This is a genomic window from Cupriavidus lacunae, assembly GCF_003353055.1.
In the GTDB taxonomy this organism is placed as follows: domain Bacteria; phylum Pseudomonadota; class Gammaproteobacteria; order Burkholderiales; family Burkholderiaceae; genus Cupriavidus; species Cupriavidus lacunae.
On the sequence record NZ_QKWJ01000086.1, the window covers coordinates 1 to 20,019 of the forward strand.

Consider the following 20,019-nt stretch of genomic DNA (forward strand, 5'->3'; position numbering starts at 1 on the left):
ATGAGAAACAAGGCGCGTGCCTGGCTGAAACCCGACAACATGGGCATAACGATGACCCGCTTAATAACCACAAGTCATCGTTTCTCCGCCCACGCCGGGGCCGGAAGGGCCTTGAAATGCTCCCAAGAATCCGCTTCATCCGGCCAGGGCAAGCTGAGACGCGCAGACCCTGCAGACCGTACCACATGCCGCCTTGCCGCGCCGCCAGTCATCCAATGTGGTGTTGACCGCTACCGTACAGACGTTTCCGTGTCGTGTGTGACAAAGTGGCACTACCCCTGCGAAAAGCCATGGGCACCTCGCATGGTATGTCTGCGCGGACAGATTCACATCGCGCCTGCAGTTCATGCAGGGGAATAGTTCAAGGAGCGCATTATGAATAACATCATCTGGCTTGTCGGGGCCGTCGTCATCGTTTTGTTCGTGCTTGGATACTTCGGATTGAGATAGAGCTTTCTGGAGCTCGGACAGGTCTCTGAGGCTTATCGACGCCGAAACTGTTGCGAAGGAGCCGGCGATGCACTTCGGCTTGCTTAGTCTCCCCTGGTGGGGTTACCCGCTTGTGACGCTGGGCTTGACCCACGTCACCATCGCGTCGGTCACGATTTTCCTGCACCGTCACCAGGCCCACCGCGCCCTCGATCTGCATCCCATCGCCAGCCATTTCCTGCGCTTCTGGCTGTGGCTGACCACCGGTATGGTGACCAGGGAGTGGGTGGCGATCCATCGCAAGCACCACGCCAAGTGCGAAACCCCGGAAGACCCGCACAGCCCGCAGTTCTACGGCGTCTGGCGAGTGTTGCTGGAAGGTGCCGAACTCTATCGCAGTGAGGCCAGGAAGGCTGCAACGCTGGAGAGGTATGGGCACGGCACCCCCCATGACTGGATTGAGCGCAATCTTTATGCGAAGCACGTCGGGCTAGGGATTGGCTTCATGCTGGCGATCGACCTGGTGCTGTTCGGCCCGATCGGACTGAGCATCTGGGCCGTGCAGATGCTGTGGGTTCCGTTCTTCGCCGCGGGCGTGATCAACGGCATCGGCCACTACTGGGGCTACCGCACGTACGCGCCGAATGACACTTCCACGAATATCGTGCCGTGGGGCATTCTGATCGGCGGCGAGGAGCTGCATAACAACCATCATGCCTACGTCAGCTCAGCCAGGCTGTCCAGTAAGTGGTGGGAAATTGACCTTGGTTGGGTGTACATCCGCTTGCTGGTGGCGCTCCGTCTTGCCAGGGTACGCAGGGTGGCGCCAAAGATCCGCTTCAATCCGGCCAGGACAGGCTGCGACGCGCAGACCCTGCAGGCCATCTCCACGCACCGCTACCACGTACTGGCCAAGTTCGCCAGCACCCTGCGGAAAACCGCATTGGGGGAAATCCGCACCCTGCGGGCGCGTGCCCTACCGGGTCTGAATGAGGCCAAGGCGAAGGAAGCGCTCAAGCACTGGCTACAAAGGGAGGCGGGCGCCCTACCGGCGCGTGAGCGCGCAGTCCTGCACCAGGCCCTGCATGCCAGTGTGTTGCTGCGCACCGTCTACGCGATGCGCCAAGACCTCACCGCGTTGTGGAGCCGCTCTGCCATCCCGGAGGAGCAACTGGTCAAGCAGCTGGAAGACTGGTGCCGGCGCGCCGACCAAAGCGGAATCCGTGCGTTGCAGGAGTTTTCCGGGAAGCTCCGCTGCTATGCCTGACTATTGGGAGACATGAAATGACATTGGGAACAATACTATTGATCGTGCTCATCTTACTGCTGATCGGCGCGTTTCCAGCCTGGCCGCACAGCCGGGGGTGGGGCTACGGTCCCAGCGGTGGCCTTGGGCTGGTGCTGGTAATCCTGCTCGTACTGTTGCTGATGGGCAAGATATAGCGCGTTGCGCCGAGGTCGCGCTACTGATGCCGTTCATGAGGCAGTGAGAACCACGTTTTCTTTTTTTCAAACATAGAGCTTGCATTCGGGGGGACTCTCGACTCGGATCGAACTTCGAGAGGGATTTTCGCATTGTCATTCATCTGGAGGGCCTAGCCATGAACATGACATACCTAAACCGTCTTTCCGCCTTTTTTCTAACCGTCCTGATGGCCTTTTCCCTGGGATGCGCATCGACGCCGAAGCAAGAAGGGACTGGAGAGTATGTCGACGACACGGTCCTTACCACGAAAGTAAAGGCGGCAGTTTTCAATGAGCCGACCTTGAAGTCCGCCGAAATCAACGTCGAAACCTTCAAAGGTGCTGTCCAACTGAGCGGCTTTGTCAGGTCCCAGGCCGACGCCAACAAGGCAGTCGAGGTTGCACGTGGCGTCAAGGGGGTGAAGTCGGTCAAGAATGACATGCGGATCAAATGACAGTCGCTGGCCGCGAGCGATTGCCGGCCTGCGCCTCCCGTCCACCGGTGGGCGCGGGTACCGTTGCCACGCGTAAGTGATCACGCGATGGATTCGCCTCAAACCAATCGCCTGATCGCAGGCAAAGTTGAACCAGTTCGTCGCAACCGAACGGGGGGCGTCGCGTAGATCGCGCTACACGGTGAGCTTGGTCGGAAGCGGGTGAGTGGGCCCTACCATGACGCAGTTGGCTGGTCGGACTCCGAGATATTTGCAATTGACGGAGGCAGCCTTGTTTCTTGAGTGGATTCACCGGTGCGATAGGCTGGGCAGGATTGCGGGATGGCTGGCGATCTCGCTTGCCGTCGCGGGCGGATGCAGCGTGTTGCCGACCATTGTCCCGGATATGAGGAGTCGCCCCGACCAGCCCGTCCAACTCGGGGGCGCGCACGGTCCGCTTTCGGCCCAGCAGAGCAAGGAAATTCTCAGTCGCCTCAAGAGCCACAGCGATGAAACAAATATCTTTGATCGGCATCTGGCGCTCGAGGCGGCCATCGTCGGCAGCCCGTTGGTGGTGGGTAACAAGGTGCTTCTGCTGCAGGACGGTCCAGCCACGTTTCAGGCCATGTTTTCCGCCATCCGCAGTGCGAAAGACCATATCAACATGGAAACCTACATTATCGAAGACGATGCGGTCGGGAATCGCTTTGCCGATGCGCTCATTGAGAAGCAGGGCCAGGGCGTGCAGGTGAATCTCATCTACGATAGCGTGGGGGCGATCAACTCACCGAAGGAGTATTTCAAGCGCCTTTCCGACAGCGGCATCAAGGTGCTGGAGTTCAATCCGGTCAACCCACTGTCCGCAAAGAAGGGGTGGGAGGTCAATCAACGCGATCACCGCAAACTGTTGATTATCGATGGTCGGATCGCCTTCCTTGGCGGGATCAATATCAGCAGCGTCTATTCCAGCGGATCCTTCCGGCCCCAATCCAAGCGTCGGCTCGATGGAAGTCCTCCTTGGCGCGATACCCACCTGAGAGTGGAAGGGCCGGTGGTCCGCGAATTTCAGAAGCTGTTTCTGGCAACGTGGGGCAAGCAAAAAGGGGAACCGCTTGCGCCGAAGAATTATTTTCCACAACTCGGCAATACAGGAACGGAGGTCGTGCGCGCCATCGGCAGTTCGCCTGATGAGCCCTACAGCCTCATCTACGCGACACTGCTCTCGGCAATCGGCAGCGCGGTAACCAGCGTATATTTGACCAACGCATATTTCGTCCCCGACCCGCAGTTGCTAGCCGCGCTCAAGGATGCCGCAGTTCGCGGCGTTGATGTCAAACTCATCCTCCCGAGCAAGACCGATTCGTGGCTGGTGTTCTTCGCCGGACGCTCCTTTTACGACGAGCTGTTGCGCTCCGGCGTAAAGCTCTACGAGCGGCGTGACGTGCTGCTACATTCGAAGACAGCGGTTATCGACGGTGTCTGGTCCACCATCGGTTCGACCAACCTCGACTGGCGCAGCTTCTTGCACAACGACGAGGTCAACGCCGTCGTCCTGGGGCAGGAGTTCGGCGCGCAGATGCAAGCCATGTTCGAGGTGGATCTCGCCGCGTCCAATCCCATCACGCTTGAACAATGGAACGACCGTTCGATCGGTATGCGTATGAAGGAAATGACCGCGCGCGTGTGGGCTTACTGGTTGTAGATTGCATGACTGGTATGCCCGGAAAATAGGGGCGGCAGCCCCTGGCCGGCACCGATGTGACACCGGGTCTCACGTCGTCATGTGTGCAGGCTATGCTCGGTCTGTGGGAGTTGTCCGACGCGAGTTTCGGAATTTGGATTCTGACGCCAGGCATGCAAGCGATGTAGTCTCTTTGCAGGGGCTTCGCAAAATCGCCGCTGGAAATGCCAGTACGCAACGCTGAGAAGTCCTGCTACTAATAAGGAGTGCGACATGATGACTAAATGGCTATTCGCTGCCTTGTTTGGGATGATGGCTGTCGCGCCGGGAGGGGCTGTACTGGCACTAACCGCGCCTGCCGCGGGTTCGAAGGCAGACTACGACGCCACTGTGAAACAGGCCGACGCTGACTACAAGGCCGCCAGCGCCAAATGCGGCGGCATGATGGCCAACGCCAAGGACGTTTGCAAGGCGGAGGCCAAGCGCGATCGGGATGTCGCGAAGGCGAACGCCGAAGCCATGCGCGACGGCACCGCCCAGGCCCAGGCAAAGGCGCACAAGGTCAAGGCCGATCGAGACTACGACGTGGCTAAGGAAATGTGCGGCGACAGGAAGGGCAACGCCAAGGACGTTTGTGTGAAGGAAGCCAAGGTTGCCCACGAGAAGGCGCTTGGAGCGGTCAAGGTCGAGAAGGCCACCGACACCGGCACCAGCAAAGATGTCGCCGAGGCTCGCCGCGACGCCAAAAAGGACACCATGGACGCCAAGTACCAAGCCGACAAGGAGAAATGCGATGCCTTGTCCGGCGATGCCAAGGACAAGTGCACGGCCGACGTGAAGGCGAAGTACGGCAAGTGATCGGGCAGGGCTGGCGCCAGCATGCGAGCGCTGTCGCTCCGCGAGCAGCTTGGGCCGACATCATGGTTCTGATGTTGGCCCCTTTGGCTAGAGCACGCCATGGAGTATGCAGGCGCAACAAGGGATGTGTTCACGGATGCCAGCAGCATCAAGGCGCCGCGCGATCCCTATACCGATGGTGGCAAGGCGGGTACGTTCGATTCATACACCGATGGCACGCGGATCGGCAAGGCTGACCCGTTTACCGACGGTGCCTATGAAGGGTAACAAGATGCTCCGCCTCGACAACGCGGGTTGAACGACGATTGGCGTGGGCGCTGATTCGTGAAGAGTGTTCTATTAGGAGGGCGTGACGGGCTCTGGTCCAAACCGGACGCTCGGCATTTTTTTACGAGCGCGAGCGCGCAATGGGCAAATTAGACCCATCGACTGGTTCTCCAGCGGCCGCTACTTTGACCAAGAAATCAGTGTGATGTGCGTGCGTTGGTACCTGCGTTACAAGCTCAGCCTTCGAGACCTCGTTGACATGATGGCCGAGCGAGGTCTGTCGCTTGCACACACGGCGACCACACGCTGCCTCAAGTGCTTCACGGCGGAGTTCGTCACGCGCTGGAATCGGTTTGCGAGCTCCGCTGTTCGTTCATGGCGTGTCGACGAGACGTATGTGAAGGTCCTTGACAAGTGAGTCTATCTTTACCGTGCGGTTGACCGAGCAGAAGAGACGGTCGATTTCAGGCTCAGCGCCAAGCGCGATGTCGCTGGCGGCAGGCCTTCTTCGCTACGGTCATCAGGAGTCCAGGGGATTGTAGCCGCTTCGCATTCCAATTGCGACACAACTTGCCGACGAGCCCGCGATCCCAATCCCAAAAACCCTCCGCCTTTTCGGCATGTTAGGTGGGCTGAAAAATAACCGCCCGCAGGCGGTTCTGGCGTTCGTGGTCATCGTGGTCGATGCTGGACCGGCACGATCGGCCAGAGCATTGCCATGATTACTCCCTTGAACGCAGCTTTGAAGGTGTCGGCCTTTGGGAAGCCTTGGAAGACTCTCGCGTATCCAAGGCCGAACCACATGCCCGTTGCGACGGAGACGAGCGAGCTGGGCTCAAGGACGTATCCCAGCAGATGGTTCAGCCCACCGTGGACAACGAATACGGCGATGAGGGCACGAATGTATGGCATGTTCTTCTTCCTGGCAGTTTGGAAAATTCTCAGCAAGCCCGAATGAGGCGTTTTCCTTGTTGCGCAGACAACGCGCCTATGTTTGGCCTTATACATCTCGTAATATCTGCCCAAGTCCTCAAAGGCGAACGTAGTGCGAGAAATGCGTATGACGCTTTGCAATTGGCAATCGATATTGTCTGTCAAGAATGCTCAGGAAGGGCCGAGCATGAAACATGCATGAAGTTTAGGTAGACAAAGCCACAAAATCGATGTGCATACTCTGGCGCATCGAGGCGTGATGGCGGCGGCCTGCGCCGGCGGCGGTGTGGCTTTTGCGACTCCTTGTATGATCGTGCGGTGGGGACACCGGTGGCGTGGTTCGCAGCGAGACGATGCGGCGTGCCTATCCCGGATGCAAGTTGCTGCCTTCATGCCCATGAGCCTCGCGCGTCACGCTAACGCGTGACCCACTGCCACTGGGAGCGCGTGCATGGCGATGCGGCGAAAACGGCGACGAAAAACTGGGCCAGTGGCGACGTGGATGAGTAGTCCGCCGGCGATTTGGGTGGGACCAGTTTGCCCTCGACGGTGCGCGCCCTATTTGCCCCGGGGGCAACAGAGCATCAACACCAAAATTCGACCTCTCAGCAGGCCTGGTATCGGTTCATCATTGCTCGGTTCAGCGAGGTGCGCTCGTCATGGCGGGGCGCTCCCACAGGCGCTAAAGTGAGCTTAGGTTGCCCATTGACGGAGTGGTGCGGCCACCACGACCGAAACATCGCCAACGATCTGGTAGTGGCGAGGAAAATCATGATTGAATCAACTGTTCCGAAGGCTCTGGCTTCCGTTGCAGGCAATATCCCCATGAACCGTACGCCGAAGACGGCTCGTTACGCAACATGGTTTGCGGTACTGCTGTGTTCAGCTTATCCATATCCCGCCCTTTCGCAATCGATTCATATACAGATTCTAGGCATTCGAAGCAGCACAGGCATGGTGGCCTGCACTCTCTTTGAATCGCCAGTCGGATTCCCGGCAGACTATCTGCATTCAGCGAGGAATATCATGTCAGTAAGGGTTAAGAATAATCAGGCGCAATGCAATTTTGAAGGAATTCCCCCAGGAACGTATGCCATAGCGGTCGCACATGATGAGAATATGAACGGTAAGCTGGATACAAATGGGCTTGGAATTCCTACCGAAGGATATGGTTTTTCAAACGATGCAGTAGGATGGCTCGGCGCACCGCCGTTTTCCGCCGCCAGCTTCTCCTACGATGGAGGGAACTTGAGTTTGACGATTAGATTGCATTACTGAACACGATTTTTGATAATGATACCTTCTATGCAGTCGCTTTTGTCGATTACTGCCTTCCAGTCGCCCTAAAAAGTTCGGCCATCCTAATTGACGCCAGATTAGTCAGATCCAAAAAAGCCCTCTGCCGAGACTGATTACGGCAACTGGACCATATAATTAGAATTGGTTCTGACCGGATATTCGCCAGAAAGCGGGCGAGGTCGCATTCGTGCTTCCGCTGAGCACTACTTTTTTATCCACTGACCTTCAGGAGTCTTGACGAAGGATCCGGGCGCCGCCTTCTCTATGGCTTTCTGTCCCGCCAGGATCGCCACTTGCTCCAGGGTGGCGCCGTTCTTCTTGGCAATGGCGTCGTACGCCGCGCGGCGCTTCGCATTGATATCCGCGGCAAGTTCCACTGCGTCCGGGGTCGCCTTGACAACACCCAGATAACCATCTGGCTGCTCCCCTACGAGCCCCTGTGACTTGGCATTATCCAGGCCCAATGCCATGGCCAGCGTACTGCAAGACAGCAGTAGCACCGCCGTCAATCGTGTCGCCATTTTCATCGTTGGCTCCTAGAACAATGTGCGGTCTTCACTGATGAGTTTATCGACATCCTTTTCTACCTTCAGGCGGATCTCATGATCAATCTTCACATTCAGATTGATGGTGATCGGGTCTTTGGGGGCCTCAAGGGCGATCCGAGGCGTGCAGGCAGCCAGAGGCAGTAAAGCGACAAGTAAAACGGGTTTCATGGCGTGTCCTCCACGTCATCGCTGCGCGAGCCTTCTGCAGGCATCCGGTTCAGTACCCGCCGGGAGATATCATCCCCAATGCGCAAGCTGCGCAATAGCTCGAACACGTTCTCCCGGTGCGTGTAGTTTAGTACGATTGGCAAGCTGTTCTTCTGCGGGTTCTGGCCTTTGATGGTGACCGCGGCCTCCAGCCAGCCGTCCGGTTGCATATTCAGACGCGCCTCGAATTTGTCAATCGCCAGATTGCTCAGGGCATCGAGCGCCAGTGCCACCGCGCGATTGGATTGGCCCATCGCGCTGACCCCGGCAGATGGCAAGACCTTGAGTAACAGGGGGCCCTCGTTGCTCACGCGACCCGACCGCAAGGCCAGGGAGTCCTTCGTCAGTTGTAGCGGCAGATTGCCGCCCACGCGGCCAGCGAGTTGAACGGTCGGGTTCGGGTCGCTTTGCAGCGCGGCTACCTCCGCAAGGTTGATGCGCCCAATGGTCACCGCCTGAAACTGAGAGGACGGCCATTGCAAGGTGGCGGCGTGCATATGGCCTCCTAGCACGTCGGCGGACACATCGACGGCGTGCCAGGTGGTCAGGTCAGATTGGACCGTCATGCGGATATTGCGCACCAGGGTGCCCACATCCAGTTCAGCAAGCATGATCGGGCCGATACTTGTGAGCGTTACGCCATTTCTGTGCAGTTCAATATGCGCAGCCCCATTGCCACCCCTAGCCAGAATGCCTCCCCAGTCCAGCGCCAGCCCGGACACAAATATGTCGCCTTGCAGCCGCCAGTCATCCTGCCACTGCCAGTGGCCTTGGCCATTGAGCATGCCTTGCTGCAAGGTGAAGCCGAGGCTGCGGCTCATGGATGCGGACAGCGGTGTCCTGATCTCCATCATGCCTTTCGCTCCGGTGTTCCTTCCGCGGCCAGCCGGCTCTGCGGTCAGGGTCAGCTCGGATTGCCAGGCCGGCACACGCAGCGTGGCCCTGCCTTGCTGCCCGGCGACGGCGATTTTCCCAGTGACGGTGGGCAGTACCCAGCGCGTCGCAACGACGCCCTCCGCCTTGACCTCCACATTGCCGAATACGCCTGGGGGCCCGACGCGCAGAGGCGCTGTGGCGACCACGGCGATCGGCTTGATCAATGTCGTTCCGACCAGCCCGTCGGTTATCGTTGCGCGACTGCCAGTGCCGAGGTACCACTGCCCATCCTTGCCAAACCAGGATGCGACGAGCTTCAGGCTCCCGCCCCGCGCATAGAAGGGGAGCCGCGAGTCGCCTTCAACCGTACCTTCCCAGCGCCCTCGCGCAAGGCTGGCGCTGAGCGCCCCCGTGAAAGGGGCGTTGCCATAGTGGCCATTGAACTCCGCGCGCGTGGTCCAGCCCGGCGCCTGGAAGCCGGTCACCGGCACGCGCAGTGCCAGCAACAGATCTGGTCCCCTGACCGTGAGGCTGGCTGGTTCCCCCGCCAGCCCGGAGGCTTCGATGCGGCCTTGCCAAGACCCGGCCAGGTCGTATCCGGCGGTTTTGCCTGCCAGGTCAATCCGTCCTTGCCAGTTCCACTTGGCTTGCTGCCAGGCCAACCGGCTGTCGACGGTTTTGACTTCCATATCGCGATACTGAAGCTCGGCCGAGATTGCGCTTTCACCGGCCAATGCCAGTGGCAGTGTCAAAGGCCGAGGCCAGCGCAGCAGAAGCCCCTCAGGGAGTTGTATCGACGCCGGCAACAGTTCCAACCCTTGCCGATTCCAGCGAATAGGCACTCTGCCAGCTAGCGAGGGCCCGGCCAGCGTCAGCATGCCCTGGCCGCGTGCTACGCCGGTGCCCTCGGTATCCAGGGTCAGCACTATGGTGCCTTGCGGGCCTGCCGCTCGCAGGTCCAGGCGCAGGGACTCCACCCCCTCCAGATTGCCGCTGGCCCGTAGCACTTGCCGGGCTTCCAGGCTCCAGTCACCGCCGAGCGTCAACGGTGCCCCCAGTTCGGCATTCAATTGCCATTTTTTGGCGGCGAGGCTGGCCTCGAGCCTCATGTCGGACCGTTGAGACTGACCTCGATGACCCAGTTGTTGCCCCTGTGCCTGCAAATCGCCGTCCAGTCGGCTGGCTTGCCACAACCCATGGCCCGTGAAGGTCAGCGCGCCCAGGAGCCCGGGCGCGATGTCAGCCGCCTGAATCTGGCCCTGCGCGCTCCAGCGCCCGGAAATGCGGTCATAGGTAGCGGTCGCATTGCTGTGCTGATACTTTCCCCATACCTGCCAGCGCTGCTCGCGCTGGCGGACGGTGAGTGCTATCGGCGGCAAGCCGGGAATGTAAAGTGCATCGATGATGAGATCGAATGGCGGCGTCCATGGGGGAGGCCGTGTCTCGCGGCCAGCTTGGCAGTTGGCCAGGCTCACGCTGGCTACGGCGATCGTCACGGGCCGCCAGCCGGTGATTCGCAATCGTTCGCCGCGGGCCTGCACGCAGCCGTTTTGTAGCCTTTGCCAATGCGCCAGTTCCAGCCCGCTCTGCCAACCGAGCCCCTGGACACGTACACCCAGCGCAAATGCCGTGACCACCACCGCCAACAACATCCACACTGGCAGCAGCGCCAGGATGATCAGCCAGACATTGTTGCGACGCAAGAATGCAAGCGTTGGAGAATATTGCCGGGAGAGGAGCATGTCGCAGCCCGTCTACTTTATTGAGCTGACACTGTGATTCTTCCCTTGCCTTGGCAAACAGGTTCTAGGTGCCCACGTCGCCAGGAAGTGGCTCAGGATCGATCGCATTTTCGGTTCTGATCGTGGCCAGACATGCGTCAACCATACTCCGAACCGAAGTGGCATAGTGATTGGCGCCAATTGCGCTCTGGAGCGTTTCGCTCCACTGATCCGTATCACCTCTTGGCCAGAGGCCGACGACGATCGACGCATCCGGGAAGCGCTGCTGCACGCGCCGAACGAGGTAGCGCAAGTGGGACGGGATGCCTTCAATGTTCAAATAAAAAATACACACAATCGTCGGCGCGGTGACATCCAGCCCTTGCATCCGGGCGCGCGAGGCAGCGTCATGAGGGACAACCCTGCAATCCAGATCGTGCTTGCCGAGGAGCTGGACGAGAATGGTCGACGCCAGTTCATCAAGTGGGCCCCTTCCCGCGATGCAAAGGACGTGGCCGTCGGCGCTACGCGCGGGTAGCGTTGCGATACCCGGCAAGGGGGGGCAGGGACCTGGCTGGTGCGAATCCTGTTCAGCGATGTACGGTGCCAGCGTAGCCGTGTGGTCATCAGGCCCGCCCGGATTCGGGTCAATGTCGGCAAAGCTGTCCAGACCTTCGACAAGATCGTTCACCGTAGTTTCTATTCGCGCCAGTTGTGCGGCTGTTACCACGCCGCGCAACACGTCGCCGGCCGCAAGCTGCAATCCCTTGATGGCGACCTCATCGTAGTACGAGGAGAGTGACCGGTCGCGCAGCAGAACTTCGGCTTGTTCGAGTATCTCATCCGGATCGCCGGCCAGCGCTCGCTGGTAGAAGTTCTCAATTGGCGTGAGCGTCGGCTGGTCACCCAGCAGCACGTCGAGGATTTCGAGTCCCCCGACATGCCGGCCGAGGACTACCAGGCAGAGCGTCAGCGGGGTGGACAGAATAAGCCCGACCGGGCCCCATATCCAGCTCCAGAAGATCGCGGCAACGACAACGGAAAACGGCGAAATGCCGGTGCTATGGCCATATAGCATTGGCTCGATGATCTGACCGGCCAGTAGTTCGACGATCACGAAAAGCGCCAGTGACCAGATCGCCATCGACCATTCAGGACTGACTGCTGCGGCAAGGGCGGTTGCCAGAACGGCGACAATCCAGATTCCCACATAGGGCACCAGGCGCAACAGTGCGGCCAACATGCCCCACAGCACCGGACTTGGTATGCCAATCAGGAAGAGCCCGGTCCCGATAGCAACGCCCACGCCAGCATTGACCGCAAATTGCGAAAGGAAGTACCGGCTGAGGCGCCGCGCAGCGTCATCCATCGCCGTGGTGGTCCTGTGCAAATCGCCCGACCCGAACAGCCGGATAGCCCGATTCCTGAGGTCATCGCGCTGTAGCAGGATGAAGATGGTCACGATGAATACGATGAAGGCGGTCTCAAGCGGCCTGACGACAGGGGAGAGCACTTGCCGTGCCAGATGAAAGGCGCTCGGAGCCGGCTCGATCACCTCGACCGGAAGGGCTGCGGGGGGCTGTGCCTGCGATGAGGCAGCGCGGGGCTCGCGAGCAACTTGTGGCAAATCAACGGTGGCCTGCTGAAACGCCCTGCCAGCTGTGCCCGCCATACTGCTGAGCTTTCCAATGGTCAGGCGATGCACGGTGTTGATTTTTTGTTCGATGGTGGCCTGATAGCGAGGCATGTCGACCGCAAGCGCCGTTATTTGGGCGGCGATCACGCCGCCTAGCAAGACCAATACCGAGACCGAAATTGTCACGGCGACCAGAACCGAGACGATCCGGCCGAGCTTGATACGACAAAGGAAACTGACCAGTGGCGTTACCAGGACACTGAGGAAGATCGCGAGCGTGATGGGGATCAGAACGTCTCGCCCAACATAGAGCCCGGCGACAGCGGTCACAGCGATGGCGAGGCTGACCAGGCCATGCAGGCTGGGGGACTCGGAAAATTTCAGATGCGCCGCTTGCCTCGCGGGGCGCGGTTCAGCCGGTTCAGGCATGATCACGGGCTCGCAGAAAATCTGCCACGCCGCATGTCACCCTGCCCGCCGGCACGCGTCAGGATGATGCGTGCCGGCGACCAGGTCGGGACGGGTCAGGGAGACGATGCGGCTGTGACCTCCTGGCCCGGTGCGGGTGATACTCCGCTGCGAAACTGTTCAGGACGCGTTGCGCAAGCCGCGATCAGAGATCCAGTTCTCCATCGTGCCGGTCTGCCTTCCAGTACGGGGGCGCGCCATAGTACTCGTGGATACTGGTGGCCCATTGCGGATCCGCCATGCTCGGCCAATGGTTCTGATCAAAGCCTGGCGCGGCTTCCAGCCGCTCCTTGTCGATGCCCAGCACAAAGCTCTTGCGCACGGTGTCTAGCGTCAGCGCGGACCAGGGCACGGCGAACAGTTTGGTTCCTACGCCCAGAAAACCTCCGAATGACAGCACTGCATAGGCAATTTGCCCGCGGGGAACATCCAGCATGATGTGATTGATCTTGCCAAGCTTGTCGCCACCTGGACCGAGAACCAGATTGCCCTCGAGCGTGTCGGCGGCCATGATGACGGGGCCAGGTCCGGAACTGTCCGGCTCGCTGTTGCCGACGATGGCAGCGCGCGGTCCGCTGCTGTGATGGTCCAATTCATAGACGTTCATGGTGTGACTCCAGGTAGGGTGGCTAGCCCATCGGACCGGCGTCGAGCGCCGGCCTGGGCAAGTTGTCAATGCGCACGGCTTTTGCCCTTGCGTTGCGCGGCCGGTTCGGCGCCGGAAGGCTGGTTTTTACTGCCGACGACCAGCTTCCAGTCTGTCTCGTCGCGCGGGGTACTGACCTGTCGTTCCGCGTACATGGCGGCGCCCGGCGAGATGGGATCGCTCGCCGGGAATGTCATCTCCAGCGACGCGTCCACGGCGGCCTGATAGGTATCGCCTTCCTCGGGACTAGGCTGTGACGCGCAGCCGTGGGGCTCGGACTTGCGGTGCTGTGCGGAGGTAATGACCCTGTGCATGATTGCTCCTGTGTTGGCGTGAACCGGCCGGCCACGGCCACCGGCGCACGTCGGCGAGGTACGGGCGCAGCCTCTCCGGCCGACAGCGGCGCGCCAGGAACCAGCCAACCTGTCAGGACTTGTGGACGCCCAGATGGTTCTCCACTGACGTCACCCCCGACACGCCCTTGGCCACCTCGGTTGCCATCTGCCGTTCCTTCGTGGTTGGAACGCTGCCGGTCAGGCGTACCACGCCTTGGCGCGTGCGTACGTGGATGTGCGCCGAACTCAGATCCTTCTGATCAAGCAGGCTGGCTTTGACCTTGGTTGTGATCGCCGTATCGGAAAGGCCCTCGCTGACCGTCTCATGCGTGGGGTTAGGGTTCGTGGGCGAGGCAGGCGGTGCATTGCCTTGCCCTTGGCCAAGGGGAGCGTAGAAGCCAGCCGCGAGCGCGAGTAACGCCGCGCCAGTGGTGAACGTGATGGAGCGGGTGGATCTCATTTGAACTACCTCGATTCGGACGAAATCAGTGTTTGCAGGCGCGGAGTGTCCCCGGGGTATGCGAGCCGCCCTGAGCAGGCAGCCGCGCGCCGTGGCATCACGAAGGAAGCATTCCTTCATCACGCAGCCCCGACGAACCAAGGCTGACACCAATCCATGCTGAAGTCGGTACGCTGGCGGACAGGTAGGCACTTCACAAGTGCGTCGTGAGATCGCTGGAGATAGCGGACCGGTGTTCGGAATTGTCTACGCATATCCGGCGCCGCGCCAGGCTGACTGCACGGGAACACCGCATCACGGTACGGCACCGTACCGACAGAGGACAGGCGCATGCCTATCCTCGCTGCAGATGTTGTTCCCCCAGTCCGAAGAATTGTCGCTTCAAGGCAGCAAGCTTGCTCGATCTCACTCGTGGCTGCGGAGGAACCATCGCATCTCAGTCACGTTGGAAGGGCATATGCAATCCAAGATTCCGGGACACACATTGAACGTCTTTGCCGACCTGGTCCGGCGGTGGCACCTTGCCGATATCGAAGAGAAGTGCGTCTATCGCTTCGGACCATTCGGGTCGCACAAGCTCATCAAGAAAAGCATGCCGGTACTATTCCCCGAGGTACCGGTGCCTGAAATGGCGGGTCCATCTGTATCGGCTAATGACGACGCGCTGATGATCCTCCGGAATGTGGAACGGGTGGGGAAAGTCACAGAAAACCAGTCAAGTGCAGCGTCGAGGATCCTGCCGCGGCTTGCATAGGCACACTGGACGAAAGCCCGGTGTTCCCCAGCCCTCGGCCATCCGGCCGATGGCTGGGACCCGGCAAAAGCCGCTCAACGCGTTTGGACCGGATGACGCCGCAGTTGCCGCCAGCCGAACAGACCACCACGTCTTTCGCGCCTTGTTTCCGGTTCCACCGTGTTACGTGGGAGCCGATTTCAGGAGATCCAGAGTGGACCCGATGACTTCCTCCGGTCTTCCTGCCGCCGCGCTGGATGGGCTTTGCATCAACACCCTGCGCTTCTTGTCGGTGGACACCGTGCAGAACGCCAACAGCGGCCACCCGGGCTTGCCGCTGGGCGCGGCGCCGATGGCCTATGTGCTCTGGACCCGCTTTCTCAGACATCATCCGGCCAACCCGCACTGGTTCGACCGCGACCGCTTCGTACTGTCCGCGGGCCATGGTTCGGCGTTGTTATACAGCCTGCTCCACCTCGCCGGCTATGCGCTTCCGCTCGAGCAACTGCGGCATTTCCGGCAATGGGGCAGCATCACGCCGGGCCACCCGGAGCGGGGCCTGACTCCGGGGGTCGAGTTGACGACCGGCCCCCTCGGCCAGGGCTTTGGCAACGGCGTGGGCATGGCCATCACAGAGGCCAACCTGGCGGCGCGCTACAACTGCGACGGGTTCGACATCGTCAACCACTTCACCTATGGCATCGTGAGTGATGGCGACCTGATGGAGGGCGTCGCCTCCGAGGCAGCCTCACTGGCTGGCCACCTGCAACTGGGCAAGCTGGTCTACCTGTATGACGACAACGCCGTCACGCTCTCCGCCGGTACCGGCATGACCTTTACCGAAGACCGAGCGCAACGCTTCGCCGCTTATGGCTGGCATACCCAACGTGTGGAGGACGGCAACGACCTGGCGGCGATCGAGCAGGCGCTGCATGCCGCCCGTGCCGAGACGAGCCGGCCGTCCCTGATCCTGGTGCGCACGCATCTCGGCTATGGGTCTCCGAACAAGCAGGACAGCTTCGAGGCTCATGGCTCGCCGCTTGGCGTGGAAGAGGTGCGACTGACCAAGCAGAATCTTGGCTGGCCGGAAAAACCTTCCTTCCATGTACCCGAGTCGGCGCGCCTGCATTGGCTCGAAGCGGGCGCTCGCGGGGAACGCGCTGAGGCGGAATGGCTGGAGAAGTACTCAGCCTACGAAAAGGCGTTCCCCGCGCTGGCGCGCGAATTGAAGCAGCGCATGCCAGGCGCGGCCTCTGGCGAGCCGGCCGAATGGGAGGCGGCGATCCCGCGCTTTGACGCGGATGACAAGGGCATGGCTACGCGGATTGCATCGAGCAAGGTCATGAATGCCATCGCGGCGCATTACCCCGCGCTGATCGGCGGCTCGGCTGACCTGGACCCATCCACCTACACGGCATTGAAAGGCGCCGGGGACTTTGAGCCGACCAGCATTTGTGCGCTTGATCGCCAGGGTTCCAGCGGCGGCGGCTGGAGCCGCGCCGGCCGCAATCTGCATTTCGGTGTGCGCGAGCATGCCATGGGCGCGATCATGAACGGTATCGCGGCGCACGGCGGTGCGGTTCCCTTCGGTGCAACATTCCTGATTTTCTCCGACTACATGCGCCCGTCCATCCGTCTGGCCGCGCTCATGGGCCTGCATGTCATCTACGTTTTCACGCATGACAGCATTGCGCTAGGTGAGGACGGCCCTACACACCAGCCAGTGGAGCAGCTTGCCAGCCTGCGCGCGCTGCCGCGCCTGGTGGTGATCCGTCCCGCGGACGCTAATGAAACCGCCGTTGCCTGGCGCGTTGCGCTGGAATCCACCGATCTTCCGGTGGTGCTGGTGCTCACACGGCAGAGCGTGCCCACGCTCGACCGCGCCCGCTTTGCCGACGCGGACGGCTTGCGCCGCGGCGCCTATGTCCTGGCAGATGCCCCGAACGGCAAGCCGGAACTGATTCTGATCGGCACCGGTTCGGAAGTTTCACTGGTCCTTGCCGCGCAGCAGGAACTAGCGCTGCGGGGCGTCCAGGCACGCGTCGTCTCCATGCCGAGCTGGGAGCTCTTTGACGCCCAGCAACGGGAATACCGCGAAGCGGTGCTGCCTCCCGCATTGCGCGCCAGGCTGGCGGTGGAAGCGGGCGTCTCGCAAGGCTGGGAGCGCTACGTCGGCGAGCACGGCGATGTGCTCGCGGTGGACCGCTTTGGCGCTTCCGCACCGAGCGCGGCGATGATGAGCGAATACGGCTTCACGGTGGAGAACGTCTGCAGGCACGCAGCCCCGTTGCTGGGTGCGTAGCGGACGGTATCAGCCCTTGAGAGCGGTATCGACGATGGCCTGGGCCGCTTCCACCACGCGGCGCAGATGTTCCTCGCCGCGAAAGCTCTCGGCATAGATCTTGTAGAGGTCCTCGGTGCCGGAAGGCCGCGCCGCGAACCAACCGCTTTCGGCGATGACTTTCAGCCCGCCAATGGGCGCGTCGTTGCCCGGCGCCCGTACCAGGATACGCTCGATGCTTTCACCAGCCAGGTCCGTGCTTTTCACCTGTTGCGGCGAGAGTCCCGACAGGACTGTCCTTTGCGCCAGCGTGGCGGGCGCCTCGACACGGGTGGTGAGCGGATCGCCCAGCTCCTGCGTAAGTTTGCGATAGATCTCGCCCGGATCGAGGCCAAGGCGTGCCGTCATCTCGGCAGCGAGCAGGCATGGCGCGAGGCCGTCCTTGTCCGTCGTCCAGACGGTACCGCCCAGGCGCAGGAAGGAGGCGCCCGCGCTTTCTTCCCCGCAGAAACCCAGGCTGGCGTTCGATAGCCCCTCGCAGAACCATTTGAAGCCGACCGGTACCTCGTAGACTTTGCGGCCAAGCCGGGCACAGACACGATCGATCATTTGGCTGCTGACCACGGTCTTGCCCACGCCCGCGGCGCTGGGCCACATCGGCCGGTGCCGGAAGAGATAGTCGATGGACACCGCAAGATAGTGGTTCGACGCGAGCAGGCCCACGCACTGCGTGACGATGCCATGCCGGTCGTGGTCGGTGTCGCAGGCGAAGGCGATGTCGAAGCGGCTCTTCAGTTCGAGCAGGCGTCGGATGGCATAGGGCGACGACGGATCCATGCGGATCTGGCCGTCCCAGTCGACTGTCATGAAGCGGAAGGTCGGGTCGACTTCGTCGTCAATCACCGTCAGATCCAGGCCATAACGCTCGCCAATGGCGCCCCAGTAGTGGACGCCCGCGCCACCGAGCGGATCCACGCCGAGGCGGATGTTTGCGGCGCGAATGACCGCCATATCGATGACCTTCCCGATTTCACTGACGTACGCATTGAGATAGTCGTACCGCTGCGTCGTGGGCAGGCGCATGGCGCGCTCGAAGGGCATCCGCCTGACGCCCCGCAACTCCCGCCGCAGCAACTCGTTGGCCCTGGCTTCGATCCAGCTGGTGGCGGCGGTATCGGCGGGGCCGCCGTTGGGCGGGTTGTACTTGAGGCCACCGGCGTCGGGCGGGTTGTGTGACGGTGTGACGACAATGCCATCGGCTAGGCGGGTGGTGCGGCCACGGTTGTGAGCGAGGATGGCGAGCGAGACCGCCGGCGTGGGGGTGTACTCGTCATGTTCTGCGAGCATCACGTCTACGCCATTGCCGGCCAGCACCTCGAGCGCGCTGGCGCTGGCTGAGTTCGACAGGGCATGCGTGTCGATGCCGAGAAAGAGCGGGCCGTCGTAGCCTTCCCCAGCGCGGAATTCGCAGATGGCCTGGCTGATGGCGAGCACATGCCATTCGTTGAAGCTGCGCGCCAGCGAAGAGCCCCGGTGGCCGGAGGTGCCGAACGTCACCTGTTGCGCGGCCACGGACGGGTCGGGCATATCGGTGTAGTACGCCGTCATGAGCTGGGGAATGTTCACCAGGGTAGACGGCGGGGCCGGCTTCCCTGCGAGCGGGCTGATATTCATGATGTGGCACCGTGTGCGCCGGCATCGCCGTGCCCTGGTGTGGTGTCGGTGTTGTGTGCGCTGGCGCGCTCGAATATCCCCACCCACTCGGCATACTGCCGCGCGATGTGTGAAATAGCCTGCTGGCGCGACATCTTCTTCTTTCCGAAGTCGGCAATGGCATCCCAGAAGGTGGTGCGTCCCACCGCAAATCCGATTAGGCCCGGCACCGGCGCGGCGGCTTCGAGCCAGTTCACGACCTTGTGTTCGTCGGAGCCCCGTCCCAGCACGATGCAGCCGACCTGGCCCCGGCCGTCGCGCCGCACCAGATCCATCAATTGCTCGTAGTGTCCACGGCTATCGAGCCCCTCGATGTTCCAGACGTCGGGTTCGATGCCAGCATCCTGCAGGGCGCGGATCGCCCCGCGCATCAGTGCGGGCCTGAGCTGCAGGTCATAGGCCGCCTTGTCCGCCTGCACCGGCACCATCTGCTCGGCCGTGGCCGGCACCAGTAACTCGAACATGAAGCGCTGGGCTGACTTGCGGCAGTAGTCGGTGAGTTGCCGCAGGCGCGCAACCTGTCGCCCATTGCGCGCAATGTCTCCTTCGGGGTTGTAGCGCACCAGCACCTTCGCGAAGGTGGGCCGGAACGCCTCGATATGCCGGGGAAATTCATTCCCGTACTCGAATTCGAACTCGTCCGAGCCGCTTTTCTCCACCGATAGTGCGGTGACATAGCCATCCCTGACCGCGTCGCGGAGGACGGCGGCGCCGAATTCCTCATCGACCAGAATGCCCGCCCTGGACGCTGGCACGCCGTTATCGATCGCTTCCGCGAAGCCTTCGTAGATAAGCCGCTTACTGTCGATGATGGCGTCGCGCTGCTCGGGCATCAGCGGCGGCCGGAATCCGAACATGTCACTCACGTAGGATTGGCGATGGTCGAAGGGCAAGAGGTAGAGCGATGGGTCGTAGCCAAGTTTCATGATCTTCCCTCCCGAAGTCGGCGGTAGCGGCTCGAGGTATTGGTGGAACTGTCGCGCACCGGGTTACTCACCCGCTTGTGATGCGCCGCCAAGGCTTGCCATAC

The 20,019-nt window shown here is 61.2% G+C and carries 19 protein-coding genes and 1 pseudogene; 10 read left to right on the plus strand and 10 right to left on the minus strand.

Going from position 1 to position 20,019, the window contains the following annotated elements; genetic code table 11:
* Window positions 1-517 precede the first annotated feature (517 nt).
* From DN412_RS35505 to DN412_RS46070, 7 genes and pseudogenes are all read left to right on the plus strand, one after another.
* Window positions 518-1,696, plus strand: coding sequence for a DesA family fatty acid desaturase (locus tag DN412_RS35505; RefSeq protein WP_115215834.1), 1,179 nt, complete (start codon window positions 518-520; stop codon window positions 1,694-1,696).
* A gap of 17 nt (window positions 1,697-1,713) precedes the next feature.
* Window positions 1,714-1,872, plus strand: a complete 159-nt coding sequence (locus tag DN412_RS35510; protein ID WP_039008227.1) for a DUF3309 family protein — start codon at window positions 1,714-1,716, stop codon at window positions 1,870-1,872.
* Window positions 1,873-2,036: 164 nt separating this feature from the next.
* The gene (locus tag DN412_RS35515; protein ID WP_115215853.1) at window positions 2,037-2,348 is read left to right on the plus strand and encodes a BON domain-containing protein; all 312 of its coding nucleotides are present in this window, start codon (window positions 2,037-2,039) and stop codon (window positions 2,346-2,348) included.
* A gap of 385 nt (window positions 2,349-2,733) precedes the next feature.
* On the plus strand, window positions 2,734-4,029 hold the full coding sequence (gene cls / locus DN412_RS35520) for a cardiolipin synthase (protein WP_115215835.1): 1,296 nt from the start codon (window positions 2,734-2,736) through the stop codon (window positions 4,027-4,029).
* A 252-nt stretch (window positions 4,030-4,281) separates the two neighbouring features.
* A complete protein-coding gene (locus DN412_RS35525) occupies window positions 4,282-4,866 on the plus strand; it encodes a hypothetical protein (protein WP_115215836.1) in 585 nt (194 codons plus the stop codon).
* Between the two features lie 99 nt (window positions 4,867-4,965).
* Window positions 4,966-5,133: a hypothetical protein gene (locus DN412_RS43935; protein ID WP_167471170.1), complete on the plus strand. Its 168-nt coding sequence runs from the start codon at window positions 4,966-4,968 to the stop codon at window positions 5,131-5,133.
* A gap of 205 nt (window positions 5,134-5,338) precedes the next feature.
* Window positions 5,339-5,620: pseudogene (locus DN412_RS46070) on the plus strand (DDE-type integrase/transposase/recombinase); the annotation flags it as partial.
* A gap of 185 nt (window positions 5,621-5,805) precedes the next feature.
* On the opposite strand, the gene DN412_RS35535 reads toward DN412_RS46070, so the two are convergent.
* Complete coding sequence (locus DN412_RS35535; protein ID WP_115215837.1) at window positions 5,806-6,045, minus strand: hypothetical protein; 240 nt, start codon at window positions 6,043-6,045, stop codon at window positions 5,806-5,808.
* A gap of 792 nt (window positions 6,046-6,837) precedes the next feature.
* Here DN412_RS35535 and DN412_RS35540 point away from each other — a divergent pair.
* A complete protein-coding gene (locus DN412_RS35540) occupies window positions 6,838-7,344 on the plus strand; it encodes a DUF2141 domain-containing protein (protein ID WP_244222940.1) in 507 nt (168 codons plus the stop codon).
* A gap of 224 nt (window positions 7,345-7,568) precedes the next feature.
* Here the strand turns inward: DN412_RS35540 and DN412_RS35545 are convergent, their stop codons facing one another.
* The 7 genes from DN412_RS35545 to DN412_RS35575 form a co-directional block, all read right to left on the minus strand.
* A complete protein-coding gene (locus tag DN412_RS35545) occupies window positions 7,569-7,892 on the minus strand; it encodes a YdbL family probable chaperone protein (RefSeq protein ID WP_115215838.1) in 324 nt (107 codons plus the stop codon).
* A 9-nt stretch (window positions 7,893-7,901) separates the two neighbouring features.
* A complete protein-coding gene (locus DN412_RS35550; RefSeq protein ID WP_039008218.1) occupies window positions 7,902-8,081 on the minus strand; it encodes a YnbE family lipoprotein in 180 nt (59 codons plus the stop codon).
* Complete coding sequence (locus tag DN412_RS35555; RefSeq protein ID WP_115215839.1) at window positions 8,078-10,738, minus strand: intermembrane phospholipid transport YdbH family protein; 2,661 nt, start codon at window positions 10,736-10,738, stop codon at window positions 8,078-8,080. Before DN412_RS35555 ends, DN412_RS35550 begins: the two co-directional genes overlap by 4 nt.
* Before the next feature lie 64 nt (window positions 10,739-10,802).
* Complete coding sequence (locus tag DN412_RS35560) at window positions 10,803-12,782, minus strand: AI-2E family transporter (RefSeq protein ID WP_115215855.1); 1,980 nt, start codon at window positions 12,780-12,782, stop codon at window positions 10,803-10,805.
* Between the two features lie 184 nt (window positions 12,783-12,966).
* Window positions 12,967-13,428 carry a PRC-barrel domain-containing protein gene (locus DN412_RS35565; RefSeq protein WP_115215840.1) on the minus strand — a complete coding sequence of 154 codons (462 nt, stop codon included), beginning with the start codon at window positions 13,426-13,428 and terminating at the stop codon, window positions 12,967-12,969.
* A gap of 65 nt (window positions 13,429-13,493) precedes the next feature.
* Window positions 13,494-13,781 (minus strand): hypothetical protein, encoded by a 288-nt coding sequence (locus DN412_RS35570; protein WP_208647722.1) that lies wholly within the window; start codon window positions 13,779-13,781, stop codon window positions 13,494-13,496.
* A 112-nt stretch (window positions 13,782-13,893) separates the two neighbouring features.
* Window positions 13,894-14,262 (minus strand): BON domain-containing protein, encoded by a 369-nt coding sequence (locus DN412_RS35575; protein WP_115215841.1) that lies wholly within the window; start codon window positions 14,260-14,262, stop codon window positions 13,894-13,896.
* Between the two features lie 457 nt (window positions 14,263-14,719).
* On the opposite strand from DN412_RS35575, the gene DN412_RS35580 reads away from it, so the two are divergent.
* Window positions 14,720-15,016, plus strand: coding sequence for a hypothetical protein (locus DN412_RS35580; protein WP_115215842.1), 297 nt, complete (start codon window positions 14,720-14,722; stop codon window positions 15,014-15,016).
* 202 nt (window positions 15,017-15,218) lie between these two features.
* Window positions 15,219-17,297, plus strand: a complete 2,079-nt coding sequence (gene tkt, locus DN412_RS35585; protein WP_115215843.1) for a transketolase — start codon at window positions 15,219-15,221, stop codon at window positions 17,295-17,297.
* A gap of 9 nt (window positions 17,298-17,306) precedes the next feature.
* Here tkt and pgm read toward each other — a convergent pair whose 3' ends face one another.
* Complete coding sequence (gene pgm, locus DN412_RS35590) at window positions 17,307-18,950, minus strand: phosphoglucomutase (alpha-D-glucose-1,6-bisphosphate-dependent) (RefSeq protein WP_115215844.1); 1,644 nt, start codon at window positions 18,948-18,950, stop codon at window positions 17,307-17,309.
* On the minus strand, window positions 18,947-19,915 hold the full coding sequence (locus DN412_RS35595; RefSeq protein ID WP_115215845.1) for a 2-deoxy-5-keto-D-gluconate 6-phosphate aldolase domain-containing protein: 969 nt from the start codon (window positions 19,913-19,915) through the stop codon (window positions 18,947-18,949). The genes pgm and DN412_RS35595 overlap by 4 nt, the downstream gene beginning before the upstream one ends.
* Window positions 19,916-20,019 lie beyond the last annotated feature (104 nt).

Coding starts and splice junctions, on each gene's coding strand:
- DN412_RS35550 (WP_039008218.1), bottom strand. CDS start 8,081: ATGAAACCCGTTTTACTTGTCGCTTTACTGCCTCTGGCTGCCTGCACG.
- DN412_RS35525 (WP_115215836.1), top strand. CDS start 4,282: ATGATGACTAAATGGCTATTCGCTGCCTTGTTTGGGATGATGGCTGTC.
- DN412_RS43935 (WP_167471170.1), top strand. CDS start 4,966: ATGGAGTATGCAGGCGCAACAAGGGATGTGTTCACGGATGCCAGCAGC.
- pgm (WP_115215844.1), bottom strand. CDS start 18,950: ATGAATATCAGCCCGCTCGCAGGGAAGCCGGCCCCGCCGTCTACCCTG.
- DN412_RS35515 (WP_115215853.1), top strand. CDS start 2,037: ATGACATACCTAAACCGTCTTTCCGCCTTTTTTCTAACCGTCCTGATG.
- DN412_RS35560 (WP_115215855.1), bottom strand. CDS start 12,782: ATGCCTGAACCGGCTGAACCGCGCCCCGCGAGGCAAGCGGCGCATCTG.
- DN412_RS35555 (WP_115215839.1), bottom strand. CDS start 10,738: ATGCTCCTCTCCCGGCAATATTCTCCAACGCTTGCATTCTTGCGTCGC.
- DN412_RS35595 (WP_115215845.1), bottom strand. CDS start 19,915: ATGAAACTTGGCTACGACCCATCGCTCTACCTCTTGCCCTTCGACCAT.
- DN412_RS35545 (WP_115215838.1), bottom strand. CDS start 7,892: ATGAAAATGGCGACACGATTGACGGCGGTGCTACTGCTGTCTTGCAGT.
- DN412_RS35505 (WP_115215834.1), top strand. CDS start 518: ATGCACTTCGGCTTGCTTAGTCTCCCCTGGTGGGGTTACCCGCTTGTG.
- DN412_RS35510 (WP_039008227.1), top strand. CDS start 1,714: ATGACATTGGGAACAATACTATTGATCGTGCTCATCTTACTGCTGATC.
- DN412_RS35570 (WP_208647722.1), bottom strand. CDS start 13,781: ATGCACAGGGTCATTACCTCCGCACAGCACCGCAAGTCCGAGCCCCAC.
- DN412_RS35535 (WP_115215837.1), bottom strand. CDS start 6,045: ATGCCATACATTCGTGCCCTCATCGCCGTATTCGTTGTCCACGGTGGG.
- DN412_RS35565 (WP_115215840.1), bottom strand. CDS start 13,428: ATGAACGTCTATGAATTGGACCATCACAGCAGCGGACCGCGCGCTGCC.
- DN412_RS35580 (WP_115215842.1), top strand. CDS start 14,720: ATGCAATCCAAGATTCCGGGACACACATTGAACGTCTTTGCCGACCTG.
- DN412_RS35540 (WP_244222940.1), top strand. CDS start 6,838: ATGATTGAATCAACTGTTCCGAAGGCTCTGGCTTCCGTTGCAGGCAAT.
- DN412_RS35575 (WP_115215841.1), bottom strand. CDS start 14,262: ATGAGATCCACCCGCTCCATCACGTTCACCACTGGCGCGGCGTTACTC.
- cls (WP_115215835.1), top strand. CDS start 2,734: ATGAGGAGTCGCCCCGACCAGCCCGTCCAACTCGGGGGCGCGCACGGT.
- tkt (WP_115215843.1), top strand. CDS start 15,219: ATGACTTCCTCCGGTCTTCCTGCCGCCGCGCTGGATGGGCTTTGCATC.